Origin of the sequence: uncultured Thermosynechococcus sp. (genome assembly GCF_938074695.1) — a bacterium.
GTDB lineage: Bacteria > Cyanobacteriota > Cyanobacteriia > Thermosynechococcales > Thermosynechococcaceae > Thermosynechococcus.
The window spans coordinates 1-25,451 of sequence record NZ_CALJEM010000015.1; the positions used below are offsets into that span (position 1 = coordinate 1).

Below are 25,451 nucleotides of genomic sequence, written 5' to 3' on the forward strand. Positions count from 1 at the left end.
AATGCTGGCAACTAAGGACGAGGGTTGCGCTCGTTGCGGGACTTAACCCAACATCTCACGACACGAGCTGACGACAGCCATGCACCACCTGTGTTCGCGTTCCCGAAGGCACTCCCGCGTTTCCGCAGGATTCGCGACATGTCAAGCCCTGGTAAGGTTCTTCGCGTTGCATCGAATTAAACCACATACTCCACCGCTTGTGCGGGCCCCCGTCAATTCCTTTGAGTTTCACACTTGCGTGCGTACTCCCCAGGCGGGACACTTAACGCGTTAGCTACGGCACTGCCGGAGTGGATACCAGCAACGCCTAGTGTCCATCGTTTACGGCTAGGACTACAGGGGTATCTAATCCCTTTCGCTCCCCTAGCTTTCGTCCATGAGTGTCAGTAGCGTCCCAGTAGGGCACTTTCGTCACTGGTGTTCTTCCCGATATCTACGCATTTCACCGCTACACCGGGAATTCCCCCTACCCCTGACGCACTCTAGCGATCCAGTTTCCACCGCCGATCCGAGGTTAAGCCTCGGGCTTTGACGGCAGACTTGGAAAGCCACCTGCGGACGCTTTACGCCCAATAATTCCGGATAACGCTTGCCTCCTCCGTCTTACCGCGGCTGCTGGCACGGAGTTAGCCGAGGCTTATTCCTCAGGTACCGTCATTGTGTTCTTCCCTGAGAAAAGAGGTTTACAACCCAAAGGCCTTCATCCCTCACGCGGTCTTGCTCCGTCAGGCTTTCGCCCATTGCGGAAAATTCCCCACTGCTGCCTCCCGTAGGAGTCTGGGCCGTGTCTCAGTCCCAGTGTGGCTGATCATCCTCTCAGACCAGCTATGGATCGTCGCCTTGGTAGGCCATTACCCCACCAACTAGCTAATCCACCGCGAGCTCATCCCCAGGCCAAAAAAGATTTCACCTTGCGGCATATGGGGTATTAGCGGCCGTTTCCAGCCGTTATCCCCCTCCTAGGGGTAGATTCTCACGTGTTACTCACCCGTCCGCCACTAGCACCGAAGTGCTCGTTCGACTTGCATGTGTTAAGCAGACCGCCAGCGTTCATCCTGAGCCAGGATCAAACTCTCCATTTTGAAAAATAGAGAATTTGACTTTTTGCTCTAGTAGGTGTAACCTACACCGAAAATGTACTTACTTGAGTACTTTGACGAGGGTTAACGCTTTGGCTTTCAAACGTTGATTTGTCTAGGTTCGGGACTCGCTTCGGCTGCACGCCTCATCGAGTGCTTTATCAATCTAACAAGTCTACATAGGCGTGTCAACCCCTTTTTCGAGATTTTTTTCGGATTTTTTTCTGGATTTGGCTGAAACGCTCTCTACAAGCGGCTTTTGAGCCTAAGAATTTTTCGGATTTTCATTTTAGGAGGATGAACATGTCACCGTTGGCGCTCCTAGAGACCTATAGTCGTGCCCATCCGCAGGAGGTGTTGCTGGTGGAGGCACGGGTGGGGGAGCTAGAGGAGGTGGTGTTGATTTTTAAGGGGGTGTCGTCCTCGTTGACGGGGGCAACGGCGATGGATGCGGATGTTCCCCTTTTGCCAGAGGAGGCGGTGATTGTGGCGGTGGATCGGCTACGCAGTCCCTACACTCCTAGTGCGCCGGTGTATTTGGAGCGGGGAATTCCTTGGCAGGATTTTCAGCAACGGTGCTTGGGCGTAAGCTGATACGGACCAGGAAAATCGACAACAAGTTTGCTTAAGGAATAGTGCGATGGATGTGTTGTTACGACGCCTAGATGCAGAAGGGTGGCGAAGCCACAGTGGGGTGGGGCGACTTTTGGGCTTGCTCCAAGGGTGGCAGGAGAAGAGTTGGCTAGGGCGATGGTTCCCACATTTTGCGGCGCTGCTAGTCGGCTTGGTGCTGGTACTGGCGCCGTTGATGCCGTCGGCGATGATTGGGATGCTGCTGGCGGCAGGGGGTGGGTTTTGGCTACTGTGGACGCTGGCGGGAGAACGGGAAGGCCGCTGGTCGGGGGTACATTTGTTGGTGCTCTTGTATTGGGGGATTGCGCTGTTGGCAACGGTGTTGTCCCCGGTTCCTCGGGCGGCGATGGTGGGGTTGTCGAAGTTAATGTTGTACCTGCTGTTCTTTGCGTTGGCGGAGCGGGTAATGCGCAATGAGCGGTGGCGATCGCGCTTACTGACGGTCTATCTGCTGACGGCGTTGATGGTGAGTGTGGAGGGCGTACGGCAGTGGATTTTTGGAGCGGAGCCATTGGCGACGTGGACAGATCCAGAGTCGGCCTTGGCAACTGTGACACGGGTTTACAGCTTTTTGGGCAACCCGAATTTATTGGCGGGTTATTTGTTGCCCAGTGTGCCACTGAGTGCAGCAGCGATCGGGGTGTGGCGAGGTTGGCTGCCCAAGCTGTTGGCGATGGTGATGCTGGGGATGAATACAGCAAGCCTAATTTTGACGTTTAGCCGGGGCGGCTGGCTGGGGTTGGTTGCAGCAACGATCACCGGGGTTGTGTTGCTGGGGGTTTGGTTTTGGCCAATGTTACCCCTGAAATGGCGTCGTTGGGGGGTGCCGACTGTGGGGGGGTTGGCGATCGCCCTTTGCATTGGCGCGGTTGTCAGTGTACCGGCGCTACGGGAGCGAGCAGCAAGTATTTTCGTTGCACGAGGTGACAGTAGCAATAATTTTCGGATTAATGTTTGGATGGCAGTGCAGCAGATGATTTGGGCACGGCCTTGGTTAGGGATTGGACCGGGGAATGTGGCCTTTAACCAGATTTACCCGCTGTACCAGGTGAGCGTGCGCTTTACGGCGTTGAGTGCCTATTCCATCTTCCTGGAAATCTTGGTGGAAGTGGGTGTGATTGGCTTTGGCGTTTTTCTCTGGCTGTTGGCGGTGCTCGGCGATCGCGCGTGGCGTTGTTTGCGGGAATTAAGGGAAACAGGGAATCCTCAAGGATTCTGGTTGATAGGAACAGTGGCAACAATGGTGGGAATGTTAACCCACGGGCTGGTGGATACCATTTGGTTTCGCCCGGAGGTGGCTACCCTCTGGTGGCTGATGGTGGCAATCGTTGCTAGTTTTGCACCAATGACCCACGGGGCAGAGAATACAACCCCTAACGGTCTTGACTCTGAATCGGAGGTATAGAGCTAAGATTGCCGGCGCGATCGTGCCAGCCACAATGGGAGCAATGGCACTGCCCCATTTTGAGTTGGGAATGGTGGATGGGTTGACGGCAAACCGGACAACGACCAGTGAAGTAGGGGTGGTGCATCAGGATTCGAATCTGCTCAACAGGGGAAAGGTGGCCAATGACTTGCTCAAGACTGCTGCTGGGGCACTCTAAGGAAAACATCAGGGAATCCACCGAAACCTTCGTATTGGTTGACAAAATTTCTTCTCTTCAGTGTCGGGGCGATCGCCGGCAGAGGGAATCGTAAAAATACGGAGATCCACTCCCTTATCCTGTGGAAAACTCCAAAACCCCTGTGGAAAACTCTGGGGAAAACCTGTGGAAAACCCCGGAAAAACTCTGGAAAACTGTGGAAAACTTTTTATTCTTTTTCCAACTGGATAATAGCCTGTGGAAAAACCCCCTACTTTTTCCACAAGTTTTCCACAGGTGAGAAGCAGCTCAAACGTGCTCTAGGAGCGGATTTTTGAAAAGTTTTCCACATTTCCACAGCGCCTACTACTACTATAAGTAGGATATATATAAGTAGCAGTAGTAGTAGATCTTCAAGATCCAATAGGAATAAAATCCTGCCAGAGAAAAATAGAGGATGTGAACTTTGGGAACCTAGACTTAGGTTAAAACCGACTCGAAACCTAAGGAAATATGGCTTAGGAGTGCTGGAATACAGAATTGCAAGGTGATTCAGAGCAGATTGAAATGCAGAGTTGAGATGGCAAAAGGATCGAAGTTTTGGAAAAAGCTGGGGAAAACCTTGGGGAATTTGGGGAAAACTCCAAAAAAGGTCTCTGTTGAGGTTCAAGTCCTCCTAATGGAGATCTATTCGCGCCGCGCAAAAATTTTTTTGGCCTGAGAATGGTCTAGAAGCGTCTGGAAGGCGGGCGATCGTCCTAGTGGGTAGGTTTTATCGTTGAACAGGTTGAGCTGCCCACAGAGGCGATTTTATGAGGGCTTGCCTAGGAAACCTTGGCGCCGCCGTTTGCCGATAGGATAGTCCAAGCAACTATTGTCCTCAAACTTGCCATGACACGCATTGTTACCCTCTTAGGAGCAACACCAGAACAACAAACGGCGCTTGGTCTGGCTATTGCCCAGTGGTTTGCCGAGCGGCAGCAACGAACGCTACTAACGGTTCCCAGTCCCGCGACATCACTGCGGTTTCTCGTTGGTTATCAAGAGGAGTCTATCGGCTGGCAACCAAAATTTTTGTCGGAGCGACTGGCGATCGCAGAACTGCTGGCCACTGAAAGTGTCAACACTGTATGGCAAGAACTCAGCCGTTTAGTGGAGCCTTATTTGCCCCAAGAGTTAGTGGGTAAGGTTTATGCGGGGGAATTGGTGATTTTGCCGGGGATGGATACCTTGCTGACGTTGAATGCCCTGCGGGTTCACTACAGCAGCGGCGAGTACGATGTGATTGTCTATGCAGGTGGGAACAGTCAAGAGACATTACGGCTGATTGGATTGCCCCAAGGGTTGGCGTGGTACTATCGTCGCTTTCAGCGTTTGCTGGATCAACTAGATCTCAACGCGATCGCCAATGCTATTGGTGGACCGATCGCCAGTGCAATGATGGCAGCCAATATTGATATCCAAAAAGTGCAGGAGCGTTTCAGTGAAGCCAAAGAGTGGATTGATCGTGGAGTAAGGATTGCCGCCGATCCTAAGCGCCTATCGGTATTTCTCGTAACGGATGGCACAGCAATCTCAATCGCTCAGACCCAATGGCTATGGGGCAGTGCCCAACAGGTGAATGTTCCCATTTCTGAGGTTTTTTGTCTTGGCAAACCGACCCCAGAGGTGAGCAGCACATTCGCGCCTTTACGCGTCTCAGCTCTCCCTAAAGACTGGAGCGACTGGCAAGCCCTTGTTTCCCATCTTCCCAACTTAAACCAGATAGGAGCAGCACCCGCTCCCTATAAATTTGACGAAGTTCAACAACAGGTGCGGATTTTCCTGCCGGGGTTTCGCAAAGAGCAGGTGAAACTCAGCGAGTTTAGCGGAGAACTGACAGTGGAAGCCGGTGACCAGCGGCGCCACATTGAACTGCCCCCCAGTCTCAAGGGTAAACCCGTGCGCGCGGGTAAATTTGAAGCCCCCTACCTGATCGTCAGTTTCTAAGGCTCAAGGCGCAGACGCACGGAGTCGCGGTGGGAAATCAGGCCCTCTGTCTCAGCAAGGGTCATAACGGCTGCCCCCTGTTTGCGCAAGGCGGTAGGGGTGTATTGGATAATGCTGGAGTGCTTTAAGAACGTTTCTACGCCTAAGGCAGAAGCATAACGGGCAGCACCAGAGGTGGGCAGCGTGTGATTGGGACCTGCTAGATAGTCACCAACCGCTTCAGGGGTGGAATAGCCGAGGAAAATAGCACCGGCATGGCGCACTTGCTCCACAAGGCACCAAGGGTCTTCGACTGCCAGTTCCAAATGCTCTGGGGCAAAGCTATTAGACAGCTCAACTGCTTGTTCTAAGCTCTCGACAATGCCAATCAAGCCGTAGTGGGCGATCGCCTTCTCTGTGAGAACGCGGCGAGGATGGTTGGCCAATTGTGCCTCCACAGCAGCGACCACCGCCTTAGCAAGGGGCAGACTGGGCGTCAGCAAAATTGCGGCTGCCAGAGGATCGTGTTCCGCTTGAGCCAGTAAATCAGCCGCAATGTGAATTGGTTGGGCAGCTTCATCGGCAATGATTAGCACTTCTGAAGGACCTGCAAGGGAGTCAATGCCAACACGGCCATAAACCTGTTTCTTGGCTAGCATCACATAGAGGTTTCCCGGCCCTGTAATCACATCTACGCGGGGAATCGTTTCTGTGCCATAGGCAAGGGCGGCAATTGCTTGGGCACCACCAACGCGATAAATCTCTTGGATGCCGGCTTCTTGGGCAGCGACGAGAACGGCAGGATTAATGCCCTTGCCTTGACCAGGGGGAGTCACCATGACAATTCGTTTGACACCAGCCACCTGCGCCGGAATCGCATTCATTAAAACCGTACTCGGATAGGCAGCCCGTCCCCCCGGCACATAAAGTCCGGCAGCATCGACAGCAGTGTAGCGTTTGCCTAGGACAATGCCATCCTCCCCAAATTGCACCCAACTTTTGGGCACGCGCTGGCGGTGGAAGGCTTCAATCTGTTGCTTGGCAAGGCGAATGGCATCGAGGAGTTCTTTGGACACCTGTTGGTAAGCGGCATCCAATTCATCCCCCTTCACTCGTAGTGTTTCGGGGGTAAGGTCAATGTGATCAAACTGGGCGGTGTACTCAATCAGGGCGCGATCGCCTTCCTTGGCTACACGGCGCAAAATTGCCTCAACCGTAGCTTGTTTTTCGCTCATCTCCCCGCTATCGGTGCGATTGCAAATGCGGCGTAGTTCAGCGCGTAGGTCTGTTAACTGGGTGATGATCCGCAACATGGTCGTTCACGTAGGCGAGGCAGAGAGGCGGGTAAAGGTTAAAAAACCTTAATCAACCCTATCAATAGCTTACAGCGATTTTCCAATTACCGGGGCGGGCTGAGGCCGGCCAACAACGAGGGCCTAGGGCAAGATCAGGATTCGCCGTACTTATCCTTCGGAGTAAAATAGGGAGCCAATTCTTATCAGCAGTTGTTTGAGGCTAAATTCGGGAGTTTCGGGAATTGAGGAGACGCTCCCAGAGTCCCATTCAATAGCTTGCTGGCCGGCGATCGCCTGTTTGCTCCCAAGCTAAATTGTCGAAGTCCCCTGCCATCAATTGAGTAGCGATTTTATTTAGGGATCGGAGCTGAAGATCAAGGGTCACAGGGATTGGATAACAATGGCAACTGGTTTTCCGGTGGCATATAGCCTAGATGTTGCCAAGCGCGGGGAGTGGCGACTCGACCTCGGGGCGTCCGTTGTAGATAGCCCATCTGGAGAAGGTAGGGTTCATAGACCTCCTCAATGGTTTGCACATCCTCGCCCGTGGCGGCGGCAAGGGTTTCAATCCCCACAGGTCCCCCTTGGTAGGATTCAATCATCAGACTCAGGAGCCGGCGATCGCTCCAATCTAACCCTGCTGGATCCACATTGAACAGTTCAAGGGCAGCGGTGGCTACCTCTAGGTTAATCGCGCCATCGTGCTTTACATCGGCATAATCCCGTACCCGCTTCAGGAGCCGCAGGGCAATGCGGGGGGTACCGCGACTGCGCCGGCCAATTTCCAGTGCGGCTTCGGGGGTAATCGGCGTTTGTAGGAGAGCAGCGCCCCGCTGAACAATCTGCTGCAGTTCTTCGGGATGATAAAAACGCAGCCGCTGCACCAAACCAAAGCGATCGCGCAAAGGCGAGGTCAAGGCTCCGGCACGGGTAGTTGCCCCCACTAAGGTAAAGGGATTTAACTTCAGTCGGCGCGTGCGCGCTGTTTGCTGTTTGCCCACCGTCAGATCAAGGTAAAAATCCTCCATTGCCGGATAGAGGAGTTCCTCGGTCATGCGGGAGAGGCGGTGAATCTCATCAATAAAAAGAATATCCCCCTCCTGCAGGTTCACCAGCAGACCCACAATATCGCGGGGACGTTCCAGAGCTGGAGCACTGGTCACTTTGCAGTTGACCCCCATTTCAGCCGCCAAGACTAAGGCAACGGTGGTTTTCCCTAAGCCCGGCGGGCCATAAAGCAGCAGGTGATCAAGGGGTTCTTGGCGTGCTTTTGCTGCTTCGATGGCAATGTGCAGCACATCCTTTAGTTCCTGCTGACCAATGTATTCCCGCAAAGAGCGGGGACGTAGGGACTCCTCAACCGGCGAGCGCTGTTCTTCTGGGGTGGGTTGATGAGAGAGCAAAGAAGGGGAGTGCGATCGCTGCGGCGATGAATTTTGCGACGAAATAATCGCCATTGGTGCACTTAAGCCCGTTTTAACCAGCTAAACATGGAGCGCAGTTCTTGACCCACCTGTTCAATGGGGTGTTCTGCCTCCCGTCGCCGCATGGCGGTAAAGCCCGGTTTACCGGCCATGTTTTCCAGCACAAACTCACGGGCAAATTGACCCGTTTGAATTTCGTGGAGAATTTTGCGCATTTCAGCGCGGGTTTCATCGGTAATAATGCGTGGGCCACGGGTGAGGTCGCCATATTCTGCGGTGTTGGAGATGCTGTCCCGCATTTTGGCAAGCCCGCCCTCAACAATTAAGTCCACTATGAGCTTCACTTCATGGAGACACTCAAAATAGGCTAGCTCTGGCTGATAACCGGCCTCTACCAACGTTTCAAAGCCGGCTTTGATCAGAGCACTGAGACCGCCACAGAGCACCACCTGCTCCCCAAAGAGATCGGTCTCGGTTTCCTCGCGGAAGGTGGTTTCCAGAATCCCGGCGCGGGTGCCCCCAATTCCCTTGGCATAGGCCATGGCTAAATCACGGGCCTGCCCACTGGTATTTTGATAGACGGCAAACAGGCAGGGTACCCCTTCCCCTTGGGCATAGGTGCGGCGAACAAGGTGACCGGGACCTTTGGGAGCCACCATCACCACATCCACATTGTCGGGGGGCACGATCTGGCCGTAGTGAATGTTAAAGCCGTGGGCAAAGGAGAGAACATTCCCCGCTTGCAGGTGGGGGGCGATCTCCTGCTCATAAACAACCCGCTGAACTTCATCGGGCAAAAGAATCATGATCCAGTCGGCCATTTTCGCAGCTTCAGCTACGGGGTACACCGCTAGACCATCGCCACGGGCGCGCTCTGCAGAACGACTGCCGGCATAGAGACCCACCACAACATTCAGACCGCTATCCCGCAAGTTGAGGGCATGGGCATGGCCTTGGGAGCCGTAGCCGATAATGGCGATCGTTTTATCTTTGAGGAGTTCTAGCTGGGCATCTGCGTCGTAATACATGCGCGCCATAGGCATGATGTTCCTTTCCAATTGCATTCAGCAGGTTGTTATTATCTCTCTACCACATAGGCAGAGCTGATCGAGCACCTCCTAGAGGGCTAGTTTAGGGAGTTAACGGTTACGGGAATAGCGATTGTTGCCACCGCCCATGGCTTCACGGGGGCGTGCTTTGTTGACCTTGAGTTGGCGTCCCATCCACTCGGCTCCGTCGAGATCGGCGATCGCCGCTTCTTCTTCAGCATCCGTGGACATTTCCACAAAACCAAAGCCCCGCTTACGGCCTGTTTCCCGATCCACCGGTAAATAGACCTGTTTGACGGAACCGTACTCGGCAAAAACGGCCTCTAGGTCTTCTTGGGTGGCCGTGTAGGAAAGGTTGCCGACATAAATAGACATAATCTCATCTGCTCCAAAGCAAAAATTGAACCATGTGTTGGCGTTGACTTCGGAGAGACGACTGTTCTGTAACCAACCTTCCCTAAAACCGAACTCAAGAATCGCTCTACTTAAAACTCAAGCGGCGATTACTCGCCAACGTTGTCTCTCGATTATAGCCGATTGTCGGAGCCTGTGTTGTGAAAGTAGGGATGCTACCCTAAAAGAGGTGGATTTTTTGTGAATCTTAACAATGTCCGATTTACCGGCAGTTGTTGTGGGTCTTTCCGGCGGTGTTGATAGCTCCGTTGCCATTGCCAGCCTGAAAGCGCAAGGGTACCCTGTTGTGGGTCTGACCCTATGGCTGATGAAGGGGAAGGGACAGTGCTGCTCTGAGGGACTGGTGGATGCGGCGCGCCTCTGTGAGGAGCTGGGAGTACCTCACCACATTGTGGATAGCCGCGAAATTTTCGAGAAATACATTGTGAACTATCTGGTCAGGGGCTATGCCAGTGGGGTGACACCGCTACCTTGTTCCCAGTGCAACCGCTTGGTGAAGTTTGGGCCAATGCTGGCCTACAGCCGTGAGCAACTGGGGATTGACTACATTGCCACGGGTCACTATGCCCAAGTGAAATACAATCCCACCAGCGATCGCTATGAATTGTGGCGGGCGGTGGATCGTCATAAGGATCAAAGCTACTTTCTCTACGACCTGCCCCAAGAGATTCTCGCCCATGTGCTTTTTCCCCTTGGGCAGCAAACCAAGGCCGAGACCCGTGCCTTGGCAGCGCAGTATGGCCTGCACACAGCCAGTAAACCGGAAAGCCAAGATCTATGTCTGATTGAAGCCCATGGCTCCATGCGCCAATTTCTTGAACAGTATTTGCCCAACCAGCGGGGAGAGATTGTGGATGTGCATGGGCGGGTGCTGGGGTACCATCAGGGGATTCACCACTACACCATTGGCCAGCGCAAGGGCTTAGGGATTGCGGCACCCGAACCCCTCTACGTCGTGGCCTTGGATCGGGAACACAATCGCGTTATTGTTGGCGATCGCGCCACCGCTGGCCGTCGCGAGTGTACAGTGGCACGGGTGAACTGGGTCTCGATTCCTCCCCCTAGGGAACCCATAACGGCGACGGTACAAATTCGCTATCGCACTCCCCCTGTGCCCGTGACTATCATTCCCGATGCCAACGCCGAGCAGGTAAAATTGGAGTTTACTGAACCGCAATTTGGGGTAACGCCGGGACAGGCGGCAGTGTGGTATGCAGGCGATCGCCTGTTGGGGGGCGGAATTATTCAGCCTTTTGTGACACCAGCGCCCCAACCCCAAGAAGCAATGGCCACCCACGTTTAAGGAAAGACCGACGATGCAAAAGCGCCTTCATTACTCTTCCTTAGAAATTAACCGTCGGGCGGAAGAATTAATCAAGCACTCCGCCAATCGCTATCGGATTACGGTACAAATTGCCAACCGGGCTAAGCAGCGGCGGGCGCTAGAGGTCAGTGAAGATCTCGACGATCTCCCCCTGAAGCCGGTGACCCGTGCCATTATCGAAATGTCCGATGAAATTGCTCAACCGGAGTTACTGGCAGATTAGGAGCCATGGGGAGACGACGGGGCTGGACTTTCTTGGGCTGGGTGATGTGGGGGTGCTTACTGGCACTTCTGTGGCTACCCCTGAGCAGTGCTTGGAGCGGGGGGCGATCGCAATCTGACCCCAACTTGCCCGCTGCCCCTGGCCAAATTCTCATTAACCCCCGCTTGGTGGCGGCAGCCCTCTATCCCAAATTGCCCGGTTTGCCGAAGGAAAATCACTATATCCGCCAAGAGAACCGGCAGCCTGCGCCGGAGAGTACGCTCTTAGAGCGATTTATTGTCTATCACACCACGGTCAAAGGGCGATCGCCCCTCTACCGCTTTGACTGGAAAATTTCCCTTGCCGACTATTTGGGGCTGAATGAATTCCTGCGGAGAGACACCTATCCGGGAGGTTCCTACCTCACGGTCAACCCAATGGAAGGGGATATTGCTGCCATTCGCCAGCTCAATCGTCAACAACGGGATGCCTTGGTGAGCACCCTAGCCGCCTTCTACGCACAACAGGCGGGGTTACCCACTACCCCACCCCAGCTAACACTGCCAGAACCGACACCCAGCCCCCCAACCGTTCTCCCCGCTGTTCCCCAGCCCGGCAGTGCTGGTCTTTTGGTGCCCCCTGCCCCCCCACGCCCGCTGCCCACGGGGGAATCTCGCTTTTTACTGCCCTAGATTTTGCAATTGGGTAAATAACTCATGGCTGTTCCGATTACTGAGCTAATCACCCCTGAGATCCTCAAACCTGCTCGCTATTTGGGGAATGAACGAGGTGCGATTCACAAACCATGGGAAGCTGCAACGGTGCGCTGGGTACTCAGCTATCCCGAAGTCTATGAAGTGGGCGCTTCAAATTTGGGACACATTATCCTCTACAACATTCTGAATACTCTCCCCGATCAACTGTGCGATCGCGCCTACCTACCGGCGGCGGATTTAGCCGCTAAATTGCGAGCCACCCAAACCCCCCTCTTTGCGGTGGAATCCCGCCGTCCCCTTCAGGAATTCGACCTTGTGGGCTTTAGCCTCAGCTATGAGTTGGGCGCCACCAACATTCTGGAAATGCTGAACTTGGCCTGCTTGCCCTTAACGTGGCAGGAGCGACAACAGGCTTCCCTAGAGGAGATTCCCCTCATTTTTGCGGGTGGACAAACGGCCACCTCCAATCCAGAACCCTATGCCGATTTCTTTGACTTTTTTGCCCTTGGCGATGGCGAGGAACTCTTGCCCGAAATCGGTCTTGTGGTGGCTGAAGGCAAACGGGCGGGGTTGAGTCGGCAGGCGTTGCTGCTGGATTTGGCCCAGGTGCCGGGGGTCTATGTGCCCCAGTTTTACGATCGCCAGCCTGATGGCATCGTCAAACCCAACCGTCCCGATGTGCCGGAGCGGATTTTGCGGCGGGTGGCCACCCCCATGCCCCACTACGCCATTGGCTTGGTGCCCTATGTGGCAACGGTGCACGATCGCCTGACGGTGGAAATTCGCCGCGGTTGTACCCGTGGCTGTCGGTTTTGCCAACCCGGTATGCTCACTCGACCTGCCCGCGATGTTGCCCCTGAGGAAGTGATTGCCGCAATTGAAACCGGCATGCGCGCCACGGGCTATAACGAGTTTTCGCTGCTTTCCTTGAGTTGCTCAGACTATTTGGCCTTGCCGGCAGTGGGCGTGGAAATTAAAAACCGCCTGCAAAACGAGAACATTTCCCTTTCACTCCCTAGCCAGCGGGTGGATCGCTTTGATGAGAACATTGCCCACATTGTTGGCGGCACTCGCCAGGGGGGACTCACCTTTGCGCCGGAGGCCGGCACCCAGCGGCTGCGGGACATTATCAACAAAGGGCTGACCAATGAGGAATTGCTACGGGGCATCAAAACCGCCTACGAGCAGGGCTGGGATAAAATTAAGCTCTACTTTATGATCGGCCTGCCGGGGGAAACGGATGCGGATGTCTTGGGAATAGCGGAAACAATCCGTTGGCTGAAGCGCGAATGCTGGATCAAAGGCCGCAAACCCCTGAGCTTTAATCTGACCATTTCCAACTTTACTCCCAAGCCCCATACCCCCTTCCAGTGGCATGCGGTGTCCACCGCGGAGTTTTTGCGCAAACAGGAGTTGCTCAAGGCCGAATTCCGCACCATTAAGGGGTTGAAGGCCAACTTTACCGATGTGCGCATCTCCGCTATGGAGGACTTTGTCGGTCGGGGCGATCGCCAACTGGGGCCAGTGATCCGCCGCGCTTGGGAATTAGGAGCACGGGAGGATTCCTGGTGGGAAAGTCTAGATCGCGCCTATGCCGCTTGGACTCAAGCAATTCAAGAGGCTGGTCTGGACTGGAAATATCGCCAACTGGAAGCCGGCGAGTGGGATGTCTTCAGTGGCAACAGCTACAACCTGGATGCCCCCCTGCCCTGGGATCACATTGATACGGGCATTAGTAAAGCATGGCTGAAGGAAGACTTACGCCGCGCCTTAGAAGCTGTGGTGGTGCCTGATTGTTCCTTTGAGGGGTGCTCCCACTGTGGGGTGTGTGGCATTGACTTTGGCCACAATGTGGTCGTGCCGCCGCCACCGATTCCCCCCATTCAAGGTCTGCCCCATCCTCCTCAAGAGCGCGTGCAGCGTCTGCGTCTCACCTTTGGCAAAACAGGGGAAATGACCCTCCTAAGCCATTTGGATTTACTGCGCCTCTTTGAACGGGCGGTGCGCCGTGCCCAGTTGCCCATTGCCTTTACAGGCGGCTTTCATCCTTCGCCGCGCATTTCCACGGCCAGCGCCTTGCCCCTTGGGGTGACCAGTTATGGCGAAATTGTGGACTTGGAGTTTTACCGCGAGGTGGATCCGCAAACGGTGTTAGAGGCATTGCGGCAACAACTGCCCGCAGAAATCCCCCTCTACACCTGTGAGGTGGTGCCCCTGACGGAACCCGCTGCCAGCGAAGCCCTGCGGGCGGCCACCTATGAGCTACTTATCCATGCTCCTCAATCCGTGGAGCGGGAGCGTTGGGAACTCTGGTTAGAGACCTTGCGAGCTACGCCTGAAATCCTCTATGAGCTAACTACGAAGTCAGGTAAAACCCAGGTGGTGAATTTGCGCGATCGCCTGCTGGAGAGTCACTTGAATGAGCGCCAAGACCACTGGCCGACGGTGAGCGTGATCTACACCGGCGTCTGTCGCAATGACGGCACATTTCTGCGGCCGGAGCATTTCCTTTACTTATTAGAGAAGGTGAGTGGTCTGTCCTTAGAATTGGGGGCGATCGCCCGTCAGAAATTGCACCTTGAAACACCATGAACTTAACAACGCAAATTCGCAGCGGTCTGATTGTCTCCTGTCAAGCTCCGCCAGATTCCCCCTTGGCTGCCCCAGAAATCATTGCCGCCATGGCCAAGGCAGCGGTTTTGCGAGGGGCAGTGGCCGTCCGCATCAATACGCCAACCCACATTCAAGCAGTGCGCCAAGCGGTAAATGTGCCTATCATTGGCCTCTGGAAACAGGAGTTGCCAGACTATCCCGTGTACATTACGCCTCGCTTTAGCGATGCAGCAGCCGTTGCAGTGGCAGGTGCCGATGTCATTGCCCTCGATGCCACCGCGCGATCGCGCCCTGAACCTCTACAGGACTTGATTCGGCGAATTCACGATGAACTGGGCAAGCCCGTCATGGCCGATATTGACTCCCTAGAAAGTGCTAAAGCTGCCGTTGTTGCGGGTGCCGATTGGGTGGGCACAACCCTCTTTGGCTACACCGAAACCACAGCGCACACCCCACCCCCCAGTTGGCTGCTCCTGAGTCAGCTTGTCGAACATCTTAATGTCCCCATTCTCTGTGAAGGGGGGATTGCCAGTCCAACAATGGCGGCAAAAGCCCTAAATCTGGGCGCTTGGGCAGTGGTGGTGGGCACCGATATTACAGGTATTGACCTCAAGGTGCAGCACTATGTCCAAACCCTGAAGACAAATACAAAGCACGATTTTCAACCCTAACTCCTATCCAATTCTATCGGTTTGTATATTTTCCTCTATATTCCGACCGATAAACGAGAGTTTGTGGCAAGATAGAAGTCGTAGCTAAAGATCCATCGTTAGCCTAGGAGCCACCACCTATGAGCCTAAAACTTGGGGATGTCGTACCCAACTTTACCCAAGCCTCCTCGATGGGGGAGATTAACTTCTACGAGTGGGCAGGAGATAGCTGGGTTGTTTTATTTTCCCACCCTGCAGACTATACTCCCGTGTGCACTACCGAGTTAGGGGAGGTTGCCCGCCTCAAGTCCGAATTTGAGAAACGGAATGTCAAAGTATTGGCCCTGAGTGTGGACAGTGTGGAGTCCCACTTGGGGTGGATCAAGGATATTGAAGAGGTGAATAACGTCAAGGTGGACTACCCGATTCTGGCAGACGAAGATAGAAAAGTCTCCACGCTCTACGACATGATCCACCCCAACTCCCTCAACAATCTGACAGTACGCACGGTCTTTATCATTGATCCCCAAAAACGCCTGCGCTTGACCCTGACCTATCCCGCCAGCACGGGGCGGAACTTTGCCGAGATTCTGCGGGTGATTGATTCGCTGCAACTGACGGACAACTACAGTGTGGCTACGCCCGTCAACTGGCAAGATGGGCAAGACTGTGTGATTGTGCCTTCCCTCAGTGATGAAGAGGCCAAGCAGAAGTTTCCCAAAGGCTTCAATGCCGTTAAGCCCTATCTGCGCTTGACGCCTCAACCCAACAAATAATCCCCAGATTCGACAAGCTCAGACAACAAGGAATAAAGCAATAGCAACGCCCTGAACCCTTCGGGGTGTTTTTTTGTGCCTTGGCGGCATGCCAAGATAGGATAATCTTGCACAGCAAAACCAAGGAAAGGAATAGAGGCGGCATGCAGCGTTGGATCGTTTGGCTGTTGATACCCCTGATCGTGTGTTTGAGTGGGTGCGTTCAGGCAGATGTGGTCATTCAGCATCAAGGACAAACCGGGGGGAGTCTGACCTACACGCTGACACTGCCTCAGCCCGATCTGCCTTTTACAGAACAAGTAATCCAGCGGGTGCGTCGTTTGGGGGGAGCAGTTAAGGAGCGGGACAAAACCCATCTGCAGGTGATCATTCCCTTTGACACGAGCCAGCAATTGGCTACGGTTCTCAACCATATTGGTGGTGTGCCCTATCTCCCCCAAGTCACTGCCAAAGCGGATATTTTAGACCAGAACTTTTTGCTCTTTGTGCGGGAGCGCTTTCGCTATGACATTGATCTGCGGCCGTTGGGTATTGAGTCCCGTGATCAAGCTGTTCTCGTGGCCCCACAGTCGCTCCTGAATTTTCAACTTGCCCTAGAGACCCCTTGGGGGGCACGGCCCATTGAGCGCCCAGCCACCACGAGTGATATGGTGGTCAACCCTCATCTTCAGCGGGGGAGTGATCGCCTGACTTGGACACTAGTGCCGGGGTATCTCAATCACCTTGAGGCGGCCTACTGGTATCCGAGTCCCTTAGGCTGGGGCACACTGGCAATTGTGGGCTTGCTGGTGCTGGGCAATTGGTTATACACTCGCCTGCCTAGGAGTCGTTCAACCTAGATTTCCATGAGATGGCCTTGCCCTCCGGAGAGCTGGCAACAGTATCTTGCCTATTTATTAGCAGGGCCTCTGATTGTCCTGAACCTCTGGGTGGCAGAGCAAGTTTACCTCTATTTTGAGTATCCAATTAATCTCCTTGTCATTGCCGCCATCTTGGCGTTTTTGCTCAATCAAGTGGTCATTCGTCTTTGTGCTCGTGGTCTGCACCGACGGCAGGCGATCGCCCTCGTGTTACTGATTACCCTTTTGGTCGCCGGTATCTTGGTGCTCTTGCTGCTGCCCCTTGCCATTCAACAGGCGGAGGAACTTCTCAATCAACTGCCAGAGTTCGCAGATACCAGCAATCAAAATTTGCGCCATCTGGATCAACTCCTGCATCGCTATCGCTTTCCTGTGGGGGTAAATGACTTGATGGAGGAGCTGACGATCCAACTCAAAGGGATTGCCGCCCTGTTGCCCGGTGTTGCCATTACCACGCTGACTAAGTTTGTGGATGTGCTGCTGGTGCTGATTTTAACGGTGTATATGCTCTTTTATGGCAGTGAGATTTGGCGCGGCTTAATGAAGTTAGTGCCCAAGCCTTGGCGACAGATTGTAGATTATTCCCTACGGCTAAATATTCGCAGTTTTTTCTCGGCGCAGCTTTTTCTGGGGCTGTTTATGTTTCTTGCCCTCATTCCCTTTATGATCGCCTTCAACGTCAATTTTGGCTTTCTTTTTGCTCTGATCATTGGTGTTGTCCAGCTCATTCCCGTGGTGGGGGCGACCTTAGGCATTGGTTTGGTGACACTGCTCATCCTGTTTCAAGATGCCTGGCTGGCCTTAAATATTTTGGCGATCGCCGTGGTCTTGCAGCAAATTAAGGACAATGTGCTTACCCCCAAGTTGTTGGGGCACTTGATGGGACTGAATCCCCTCTGGCAGTTTATCGCTCTGCTCATTGGCGGACGGGTGGCGGGTTTCTTGGGAATTCTGCTGGCGATTCCCTTGGCAGCAACGCTGAAAACGGTTCTAGAATCTGAGCCTCTCCAAGACACCTAATTGACGGCGGGGGAGCGAAACGTTTTGATAACCGCACACACGCCATGACCGCAAATGTTCATCATGATGGCATTCGTGGTGCCACCAATCACGGCACTCATCAGAGGAACCGCCCGTGCAGGGAGAGTAGAACTTTTGCTTGAGGCCTTGCCGACAATCTGCCGCAAGAGGGGACGCGGAAGCTGCTTAAATACCGAGATCAGTACTGGAGATAAATTCTTCTGTGCAGCCCGTCGGCTCAAGGTTTTGAAGACTTGCCGACAAAATTGGTTGCCAAAGTAGTTTGCCAGTTCAGCGGCCGTTACCCCTAAGGCAGCAGGAATTAGGATCATCAGCACAGCCTGATCTTCGGTGTCCAAGCCGTGGATGGTGAATAGTGCTGCTGCCAGCTTAACTTGGGCGTGGTAGAAGTAGGCAACGTCTAGGGGCACACCGGCCAAGCCAATGACACCAGTGGCTACCCCAGAACCCACCGACCAGAGCGTGGCTTCATAAATTGCGTGCTTGGCCATGCGATCGCGATCGCCCCCCCAGCGAGGATCACGGAGAAATCGGGATCCCCACTGCCGACCTTCTTTGATAGCAGGGAGCAGGAGCTTGAGCAGCCAGTCAGGGGAAAAATAACCCTCAGGGAGAGATGATGCGAGAGCCATAGGTTTATCAAAAGAGTTTAACCAGAAGATAGGGGCACGGTAGGTGATTATTTAGGTAAAGCCGCCGTCAGTACTTCGTGTCCCTCCGGCGTAACTAGGACATCATCTTCAATGCGCACCCCAATGCCCCGCCAGCGATCGCCAATCTCGGGTTGTCCTTCAGCGGGAGTTGCTTCAGGATGAATATAGATTCCCGGCTCCACCGTCAGCACTTGACCCGGTTGCAGTGTTACCCATGTGTCCTTGTTGTACTTGTAAAGACCCACATCATGGACATCCAGACCCAGCCAATGACCGGTGCCATGCATAAAAAAGGTGCGATATTTCTGGGTGTTGTTCTCTTTGCCTTCATTGATGAGGGCCTCAATTTCGCCCCGCAGCAGACCAAGGTCAACTAAACCCTCCACAATCACCCGCACAGCCGCATCGTGGATTTGATTGTACGTATTCCCCGGTCGCACCTGCTCAATAGCTGCTTTTTGGGCTGCCAAGACAATCTCATAGATCGCCTTTTGTTCCCCACTGAACTGGCCACTCACGGGAAAAGTGCGGGTAATGTCGGCGTTGTAATAGCGGTAGGCACAGCCGGCATCAATTAAAAGTAAGTCTCCTGCCGCCATCTCCCGTTGGTTCTCAGTGTAGTGAAGTACACAGGCATTCGGTCCGGAGGCCACAATTGAGGGGTAGGCAGGGCCATCGCCTCCCCGAAGGCGGAATAGATGCTCGATTTCCGCCTGAATTTCATATTCCCAGCGGCCGGGGGCAGCCACTTCACGGGCACGCTGATGGGCTTCAACGCTAATGGCGATCGCCTGACGGATCAAAGCCAGCTCGGCTGCCGATTTAATCTGCCGCATGGGAGCCAAAAGAATACTCGGATCCGCAATACTGCGCGGGCCTGTGCCCCGTTTGGGTAGGCCGGCTAGCAGTCGTTGGTAGTGCTTGAGAATGAGTTGATTAAAGCGATCGTGATGACCAAAGTGGTAGTACAACGTATCCCCTGTCTCTAAATAGCCGGGGAGGTGTTGCTCTAGCTCGCCGATGGGATATACCGCATCTGCCCCTAGTTGTTCCTTGGCGGCCTCTACCCCAAGGCGGGCCCCTGTCCAAATCTCTTGGCTGAGATCCTTGGGCTGCACAAAGAGGACATAGCGATGCTCACTGTGGTTCGGTGCAAAAACAGCAACCGCCTCTGGCTCATTAAACCCCGTGAGATAGTAAAAATTACTATCTTGGCGAAAGTTGTAGTCCACATCATTGTGCATGATGGCGCGCGGGGCACTACAGAAAACAGCGACACCCGTGCCTAATTTCTCTAAAAACTGCTGCTGTCGTTGCTGGTACTCTGCTTTCATCGCGCCCTAAGAAGGGATCAGCCAAGGATGACCCTTTGGAAAATGGTTTGGTGGGGGCGGAGGGACTTGAACCCTCACGACTTGTTTAAGGTCAACGGATTTTCATCCTCCTGCCGCTTTCGCGACCACCCCTTGGGTGTTGAGGATTGGACTCTCCCTTTACCCGCGTAGAACATCTACGGTAGGGTAGCTCCCGTCGAGTCTCTGCACCTTCCGTTTCCCTAAGGTTTGGGGGTTGAGAAACGGCTTGGCTCAGGATTGCCATATCTGTCCGGCGACAGACGTAGGTTCCCCTGAATTTGAGAGCATTCACTTAATAGATTTCTCTACTAAGGCTCAATTGCTTAAGTCCGCAGCGTCTACCATTCCGCCACGCCCCCTTAGGTATCGCTAATATATCACCTTGGCTTTTGGGGATGCAATTCCTAGGAGCGTTGGTAGTAGGTACGCAAAGCCTCTAGGAGTCGCTCATTTTCAATGTTGCGGCGCACGGCCACTCGAAAGTAGGCGGCACCCAATTCAGGAAAGCTGCAACAATCGCGAATTAGAATGCGATGTTCTTGAAGGAGATAGGTTTGCAGGGGCAAAATCGAGTCTGTTGCTTGGAGGAGTAGAAAGTTCACCTTGCTCTCGGTCACTACGTTCAGTTCAGGGACAGCATTCAGAGCTTCCCCAAAGGCCTGACGTGCTGGAGGCAGCCATGTCCAAGTCTGTTCCTGAAAGGGGCGATCGCCCAAGGCAGTCACTCCTGCAATGATTGCCAAGCTGTTCACACTCCAGGGATCTCGCCACGATCGCCAGCGTTGCCACCGCTGCGGCGAGGAGACGCCATACCCTAAGCGCAGACCCGCCAAGCTATAGAACTTTGTTAGCGATCGCAACACAATCAAATTCGGGTAGCGAGGCACAAACCCGATGAGGGATTCACTGGCGGAGGGGGGCAAAAAGTCCATAAAGGCCTCATCCACCACCACTAGAGCACCCGTTTCTAGCAAGGGTTGAAGCTGGTGGCGCAACCAGAGGTGGCCGCTGGGGTTATGGGGATTGTTGATGAGGATGGCATCCTTGGGCGTCAGGGAGGGAGCGATCGCCCCAAAACCCGTCTGCACTTGGGTTAAGGCAATGGGGACAGTGGGGCAGGCAAAAGCTGTCAGTGCCCGCCGATAGTCGGCAAAGGCAGGGGTAATAAAGTAAACTCGTCGGCGATCCGCACACTCACGCCCCACCCACGTCAACAGCTCAGCGGTGCCATTGCCGACCAAAAAATACTCCCTCGGCAGTTCATGGCCTGCGGCAAGGGCATCCACCAAAACACGGCAATCGGGATCCGGATAGTCACGAATTGTGGGCAGCGCCGCCTGAAGGGCGGCTATCACTGAGGCAGGAGGGCCCCAAGGGTTGAGACTCGCGGAAAAATCTAGGATTTCCTGGGGAGCACAGCCCGCGATCGCTGCCGCCCAAGCTAAATTGCCACCGTGGCGTGGAGGCATTCAGACTACTTTTTTTTGCCCTTGGCTGCGGGTTCAGAAGCTGTAGCAGGAGAGACTTTTTCCTTAAAAAGTTTCCCTGCCGAAAAGGCGGGTACCCTTGTGGCGGGAATTTGCATCTTTTCTTTCGTTTTTGGGTTGCGCCCTTCTCGAGCTTTGCGCTCCCGCGGTTCAAAGGCACCAAAACCTACAAGGGTCACTTTTTCTCCCTTGGCCACTGCCTCCATGATTTCCTCGACGGTGGCTGAGATAATCGCCTCGACTTGCTTTTTGGTGACGTTGTTGGCGCTATGGGCACGATTAAACACAGCATCCACAAGTTCAGCTTTATTCATGGGGATAACTCCATAGAAACATTAAAGTTTGTTTGATTGGCTAACAAACGAGTGAAAGGCACGAAACCCTTGCCTATTCTTGGTTTCAAGCCTCATTCTAGAATAGTCAGACCCCAACTGGAACCTTGAAACCTTTAAGATATGTGGTTTTCAGGCACTTTTATCCATTAGAAAGCCCTCAAACCCTTGATCCATGAGACCTTTGGCATATTCTATCCCCTTTGCGGCGAGGATTGAGGGCAGCGGCAGTTGTTAGAAAAATTAACAAATCATGGTATCCAAAGGCCGAAATCTCCCTTCAGAGGACAAAAAAGCCCCATAGATCAGGCAATGGGGCATTCAAAAATTTAATGATTAGATTTAGATCGTGGGCAATGATTTATTCCCTAGGCATCATCTAAGGCGGCAATGCCGGGGAGTTCTTTGCCCTCGAGGAGTTCAAGGCTGGCACCGCCGCCGGTGGAGATGTGACTCATGCGCTCGGCGACGCCAACTTTTTCAACCGCGGCCACGGAATCGCCACCGCCAATGATTGTCGAGACGCCCTCCCTGGTGAGGTCGGCTAAACAGCGGGCGATCGCCTCGGTGCCCTTGGCAAATTGATCAAACTCAAATACCCCCATGGGGCCATTCCAGATCACCGTTTTGCAATCCTTGAGGGCCTCTTGGAAGCGCTGGATCGAAGCAGGCCCAATATCCAGACCCATCCAGCCGTCAGGAATGGCTTCGATACTGACCACTTGGCTATTGGCATCGGCGGCAAAATTGTCGGCCACAACCACATCCGTGGGCAAGAGCAACTCTACCCCTTTTGCTTGGGCTTTGGCTTCGAGGTGTTTGGCTAGTTCCAGTTTGTCCTCCTCCACGAGGGACTTACCTACGTTAAGACCCCGCGCCTTATAAAATGTAAAGATCATGCCGCCGCCAATTAGCAATTTATCTACCTTTTCTAAAAGGGCTTCAATGACACCAATTTTAGAGGACACTTTAGACCCACCCACAATCGCAGCAAGAGGACGGCGGGGATGCTCAATGGCATTTTGGAGATATTCCAGTTCTTTTTCAATTAAAAACCCAGCTACGCAGGGACTCAGGTATTGAGTCACGCCCGTAGTTGAAGCATGGGCACGGTGCGCGGTGCCAAAGGCATCATTGACATAGACTTCCGCACAGGCGGCCAGTTGCTTGGCGAATTCCGGATCGTTTTTTTCTTCCTCTGGATGGAAACGCACATTCTCGAGGAGACAGACATCCCCATTGGCCATTGCCTGGGTATGGGCAACTACAGCGTCCCCAATGCAGTCATCCAACTTGACTACGGGCTTGTGGAGCAATTCCGAGAGCCGCTGAGCCACGGGGGTAAGGCGCAGTTTCTCATCCACGCCCTTGGGGCGGCCAAAGTGGCTGACCAGAATCACCTTGGCACCTTTGCCGATCAGGTCTTGAATCGTCGGCAGGGCGGCGCGGATGCGGGTATCATCGGTGATGACGCCGTTCTCATCAACGGGAACGTTAAAATCAACCCGCACGAGGACACGCTTTCCTGCTAGGTCGGCAGTGGATAACTGCGCCACGGATTTTTTAGACACGCTAGAGCCTCCTAAATGCGTTAAAACGTAGATGATAGTACTAGGGGGATAACAATCCCGGCGAGCGATGGAGTGATGCGCTACAAGTCCCTCACCTGACCCTCATTCTACCCAAGGGCGTGCCCTTCCACTTGACTCTAATGAGGTGAACTCTATGTTCAAAACGATTCTTTTTCCCATTGACCGCAGCCGTGACACCCAAGAAGCCATGCCCACCGTGGTTGGAATGGTCAAAACTTTTCAGAGTCAGTTGTTTCTACTGTCGGTGGAGGAAACGCCAGAACCAGATGCGGAGCTAGAGGCGGCGATCGCCGAGTTTTTGAATCGAGTGAAGGAAGCCTTTGCCCAACACGCCATTGTGGCGGAAACATTGCTGCGGCGGGGCAAACCTGCCTTTGTTATCTGTGATGTGGCCGATGAGATCAACGCCAACTTGATTATTATGGGCTGCCGCGGAACGGGTCTCACCCCGGAGGGATTCCAAGAAAGCGTCAGCAGCCGTGTGATCAATTTGGCCCCCTGCCCGGTCTTGGTGGTGCCCTAGGGGGTGCGTAGCTCAATCTTGCGGCGCTTAAAGTTTCCCCACAGGCGGGCGATCGCCGAGGATCGAGGATCAAAGTAAAGTAAACATGTTGTCTTGTGGTTGATCTGCATGCTTGATTCGACAGAGGTTACTCCCGCTGCTTTTTCCCCTGCCGCCGATCAACTGCAAGCGTTGGGGGTGTATGTCACAATCCATGGCCATTTCTACCAGCCTCCCCGCGAAAATCCCTATCTCAATGCCATTGAACATCAGCCCAGTGCCCAGCCATTCCACGATTGGAACGAGCGGATTTACTACGAGTGCTATCGCCCCAATGCCTTTGCCCGCATCCTTAACGATCGCGGTGAGGTCATTGACATTGTTAATAATTTTGAATACCTGAGCTTTAATATTGGCCCGACCCTCTTTAGTTGGCTCGAACGCTACGATCTGGAGGTCTATCAACGGATTATTGAGGCCGATCGCCACAGTTGTGAACGCTTCAATGGCCACGGCAACGCGATCGCCCAAGTTTATAACCACATCATTTTGCCCTTGGCCAACTATCGCGATAAACTGACGCAAATTCGCTGGGGCAAGGCCGACTTCCGGCGGCGGTTTGGTCGCGAACCGGAGGGGATGTGGCTTGCGGAAACGGCCATTGATTATGAAACCGTAGCCGCCCTGATTCAGGAGGGAATCCGCTTCACCATTTTGGCCCCCTCCCAGGCTCAGCGCTGTCGTCCCCTTGGGGGGGAGGGGGAGTGGCTTGAAGTCAGCGGCGGCCAAATTGACCCCACCCGTCCCTATCGCTGCTATTTGCCGGGGGGCGATCGCCGGCGCGATTACCTAGACATTTTCTTCTACGATGGCCCCATTTCTCGAGATGTGGGCTTTAGTGACCTGCTCACCAGCTCACAATTTCTGGCAGGACGCATCGGACAAGCCGTGCGTGGCGACCATCGCCCCAGTCAAATTATTGCCGTTGCTACCGACGGTGAGACCTTTGGCCATCACAAGTATGGCGGTGAAAAAGCCCTCGCCTATGCCTTTAAGGTGGAATTTCCCCAGCGGGGCTGGCAAATCACCAACTTTGCCTATTACCTGAGCTTGTTTCCACCCACGTGGGAGGTAGAACTCAAGCCGGTGACCGCTTGGAGTTGTGCCCATGGCGTGGATCGCTGGCAGGACAATTGTGGCTGCGGTGGCGGTGGCGAGTGGCATCAGCTGTGGCGACGTCCATTGCGAAATGCGTTGAACTGGCTGCGGGATGAGCTAATTGACCTCTATGAAACCCTGGGAGGCGAACTGTTTTGGGATGTTTGGGCGGCTCGCGATGCCTACATAGAGGTGATCGGCGATCGCTCCCCAGAAGCCTTGCACCGCTTTTTGGCGCAACATCAACGCCGTCCCCTGAGTCAAAGCGAACAAATTGATGCCCTACGCCTGCTGGAGATGCAGCACCATGCCCTGCTCATGTTTACCAGTTGTGGTTGGTTCTTTGATGAACTCTCACGGCCTGAGGGGGTACAAATTCTCCGCTATGCGGCACGGGCGATCGAGCTTGCAGGGGATGTTGCCGGTGTGCAGTTGGAACCTGAGTTTGTTGAACGTCTGGCAGCCGCCCCCAGCAATGTGCCGCAGTTTGGCAATGGGGCAGGGGTCTATTACCAGTTGGTGAAAACAGCTCAAATTAGCTTGCAGCAGGTGGCCGCCCACTATGCCATGAGTTCCCTCTTTAATAGCTACCCCCGCCAACATCAGCTCTACTGCTATGAGATTGAGCAGGGGGATTATCATCTACAACGCATGGGCAGCCTGACATTGGCGATCGGCCAGATTCAACTCACTTCAACGATTACAACCGAGTCACAACTGCTGATCTTTGCTGTCTTGCATTTGG

General features: G+C 53.9%; 23 protein-coding genes and 1 rRNA gene. 14 read left to right on the forward strand and 10 right to left on the reverse strand.

Annotation, left to right across the window (positions count from 1 at the left end; genetic code table 11):
* Window positions 1–1,082: ribosomal RNA gene (locus tag Q0683_RS01880) — 16S ribosomal RNA — on the reverse strand; the annotation flags it as partial.
* Between the two features lie 300 nt (window positions 1,083–1,382).
* On the opposite strand from Q0683_RS01880, the gene Q0683_RS01885 reads away from it, so the two are divergent.
* The 4 genes from Q0683_RS01885 to Q0683_RS01900 all read left to right on the forward strand — a co-directional run bounded on the left by Q0683_RS01885 (window position 1,383) and on the right by Q0683_RS01900 (window position 5,284).
* Window positions 1,383–1,673, forward strand: coding sequence for a hypothetical protein (locus Q0683_RS01885; protein WP_298976002.1), 291 nt, complete (start codon window positions 1,383–1,385; stop codon window positions 1,671–1,673).
* 46 nt (window positions 1,674–1,719) lie between these two features.
* On the forward strand, window positions 1,720–3,117 hold the full coding sequence (locus Q0683_RS01890) for an IctB family putative bicarbonate transporter (protein ID WP_298976004.1): 1,398 nt from the start codon (window positions 1,720–1,722) through the stop codon (window positions 3,115–3,117).
* Window positions 3,118–3,160: 43 nt separating this feature from the next.
* Window positions 3,161–3,316 carry a hypothetical protein gene (locus tag Q0683_RS01895; RefSeq protein WP_298976006.1) on the forward strand — a complete coding sequence of 52 codons (156 nt, stop codon included), beginning with the start codon at window positions 3,161–3,163 and terminating at the stop codon, window positions 3,314–3,316.
* A gap of 870 nt (window positions 3,317–4,186) precedes the next feature.
* A complete protein-coding gene (locus Q0683_RS01900; RefSeq protein WP_298976008.1) occupies window positions 4,187–5,284 on the forward strand; it encodes an ArsA family ATPase in 1,098 nt (365 codons plus the stop codon).
* On the opposite strand, the gene hisD is transcribed toward Q0683_RS01900, so the two are convergent.
* From hisD to Q0683_RS01920, 4 genes are all read right to left on the reverse strand, one after another.
* A complete protein-coding gene (gene hisD, locus Q0683_RS01905) occupies window positions 5,281–6,576 on the reverse strand; it encodes a histidinol dehydrogenase (RefSeq protein ID WP_298976009.1) in 1,296 nt (431 codons plus the stop codon). The genes Q0683_RS01900 and hisD overlap by 4 nt on opposite strands.
* A gap of 356 nt (window positions 6,577–6,932) precedes the next feature.
* Window positions 6,933–8,015 carry a Holliday junction branch migration DNA helicase RuvB gene (gene ruvB, locus Q0683_RS01910; RefSeq protein ID WP_298976011.1) on the reverse strand — a complete coding sequence of 361 codons (1,083 nt, stop codon included), beginning with the start codon at window positions 8,013–8,015 and terminating at the stop codon, window positions 6,933–6,935.
* Window positions 8,016–8,023: 8 nt separating this feature from the next.
* Entirely contained in the window at window positions 8,024–9,019 is a 996-nt protein-coding gene (ilvC, locus tag Q0683_RS01915) for a ketol-acid reductoisomerase (protein ID WP_298976013.1), read from the reverse strand.
* Between the two features lie 102 nt (window positions 9,020–9,121).
* Window positions 9,122–9,406 carry an RNA-binding protein gene (locus tag Q0683_RS01920; RefSeq protein ID WP_149818540.1) on the reverse strand — a complete coding sequence of 95 codons (285 nt, stop codon included), beginning with the start codon at window positions 9,404–9,406 and terminating at the stop codon, window positions 9,122–9,124.
* A 232-nt stretch (window positions 9,407–9,638) separates the two neighbouring features.
* Here Q0683_RS01920 and mnmA point away from each other — a divergent pair, with 232 nt between their 5' ends.
* From mnmA to Q0683_RS01960, 8 genes are all read left to right on the forward strand, one after another.
* A complete protein-coding gene (gene mnmA, locus Q0683_RS01925) occupies window positions 9,639–10,748 on the forward strand; it encodes a tRNA 2-thiouridine(34) synthase MnmA (protein WP_298976017.1) in 1,110 nt (369 codons plus the stop codon).
* A 13-nt stretch (window positions 10,749–10,761) separates the two neighbouring features.
* On the forward strand, window positions 10,762–10,992 hold the full coding sequence (locus Q0683_RS01930; protein WP_298616923.1) for a DNA-directed RNA polymerase subunit omega: 231 nt from the start codon (window positions 10,762–10,764) through the stop codon (window positions 10,990–10,992).
* A gap of 5 nt (window positions 10,993–10,997) precedes the next feature.
* The gene (locus tag Q0683_RS01935; protein ID WP_298616924.1) at window positions 10,998–11,663 is read left to right on the forward strand and encodes a hypothetical protein; all 666 of its coding nucleotides are present in this window, start codon (window positions 10,998–11,000) and stop codon (window positions 11,661–11,663) included.
* A 24-nt stretch (window positions 11,664–11,687) separates the two neighbouring features.
* Window positions 11,688–14,279, forward strand: coding sequence for a TIGR03960 family B12-binding radical SAM protein (locus Q0683_RS01940; protein ID WP_298616925.1), 2,592 nt, complete (start codon window positions 11,688–11,690; stop codon window positions 14,277–14,279).
* Window positions 14,276–14,971: an N-acetylmannosamine-6-phosphate 2-epimerase gene (locus tag Q0683_RS01945; protein ID WP_298616926.1), complete on the forward strand. Its 696-nt coding sequence runs from the start codon at window positions 14,276–14,278 to the stop codon at window positions 14,969–14,971. Before Q0683_RS01940 ends, Q0683_RS01945 begins: the two co-directional genes overlap by 4 nt.
* Before the next feature lie 119 nt (window positions 14,972–15,090).
* Complete coding sequence (locus Q0683_RS01950; RefSeq protein ID WP_298976020.1) at window positions 15,091–15,726, forward strand: peroxiredoxin; 636 nt, start codon at window positions 15,091–15,093, stop codon at window positions 15,724–15,726.
* Window positions 15,727–15,869: 143 nt separating this feature from the next.
* Window positions 15,870–16,565, forward strand: coding sequence for a DUF3153 domain-containing protein (locus Q0683_RS01955; RefSeq protein ID WP_298616928.1), 696 nt, complete (start codon window positions 15,870–15,872; stop codon window positions 16,563–16,565).
* Between the two features lie 6 nt (window positions 16,566–16,571).
* A complete protein-coding gene (locus Q0683_RS01960; RefSeq protein ID WP_298616929.1) occupies window positions 16,572–17,606 on the forward strand; it encodes an AI-2E family transporter in 1,035 nt (344 codons plus the stop codon).
* On the opposite strand, the gene Q0683_RS01965 is transcribed toward Q0683_RS01960, so the two are convergent.
* From Q0683_RS01965 to Q0683_RS01985, 5 genes are all read right to left on the reverse strand, one after another.
* Window positions 17,603–18,259, reverse strand: coding sequence for a hypothetical protein (locus Q0683_RS01965; RefSeq protein WP_298976022.1), 657 nt, complete (start codon window positions 18,257–18,259; stop codon window positions 17,603–17,605). The genes Q0683_RS01960 and Q0683_RS01965 overlap by 4 nt on opposite strands.
* A gap of 47 nt (window positions 18,260–18,306) precedes the next feature.
* Window positions 18,307–19,614 (reverse strand): aminopeptidase P N-terminal domain-containing protein, encoded by a 1,308-nt coding sequence (locus Q0683_RS01970; protein WP_298976024.1) that lies wholly within the window; start codon window positions 19,612–19,614, stop codon window positions 18,307–18,309.
* Between the two features lie 425 nt (window positions 19,615–20,039).
* Window positions 20,040–21,104, reverse strand: coding sequence for a threonine-phosphate decarboxylase CobD (gene cobD, locus Q0683_RS01975; protein ID WP_298976026.1), 1,065 nt, complete (start codon window positions 21,102–21,104; stop codon window positions 20,040–20,042).
* 5 nt (window positions 21,105–21,109) lie between these two features.
* The gene (locus tag Q0683_RS01980; protein WP_298617633.1) at window positions 21,110–21,436 is read right to left on the reverse strand and encodes an HU family DNA-binding protein; all 327 of its coding nucleotides are present in this window, start codon (window positions 21,434–21,436) and stop codon (window positions 21,110–21,112) included.
* Between the two features lie 386 nt (window positions 21,437–21,822).
* Window positions 21,823–23,025: a phosphoglycerate kinase gene (locus Q0683_RS01985; protein ID WP_298976027.1), complete on the reverse strand. Its 1,203-nt coding sequence runs from the start codon at window positions 23,023–23,025 to the stop codon at window positions 21,823–21,825.
* Between the two features lie 154 nt (window positions 23,026–23,179).
* Between Q0683_RS01985 and Q0683_RS01990 the strand changes: the two genes are divergently transcribed.
* Both Q0683_RS01990 and Q0683_RS01995 read left to right on the forward strand, forming a co-directional pair.
* Complete coding sequence (locus tag Q0683_RS01990; RefSeq protein WP_298617628.1) at window positions 23,180–23,569, forward strand: universal stress protein; 390 nt, start codon at window positions 23,180–23,182, stop codon at window positions 23,567–23,569.
* A gap of 108 nt (window positions 23,570–23,677) precedes the next feature.
* Window positions 23,678–25,451 (forward strand): DUF3536 domain-containing protein (locus tag Q0683_RS01995; protein WP_298976029.1); only part of this gene is annotated, 1,774 nt, incomplete at its 3' end.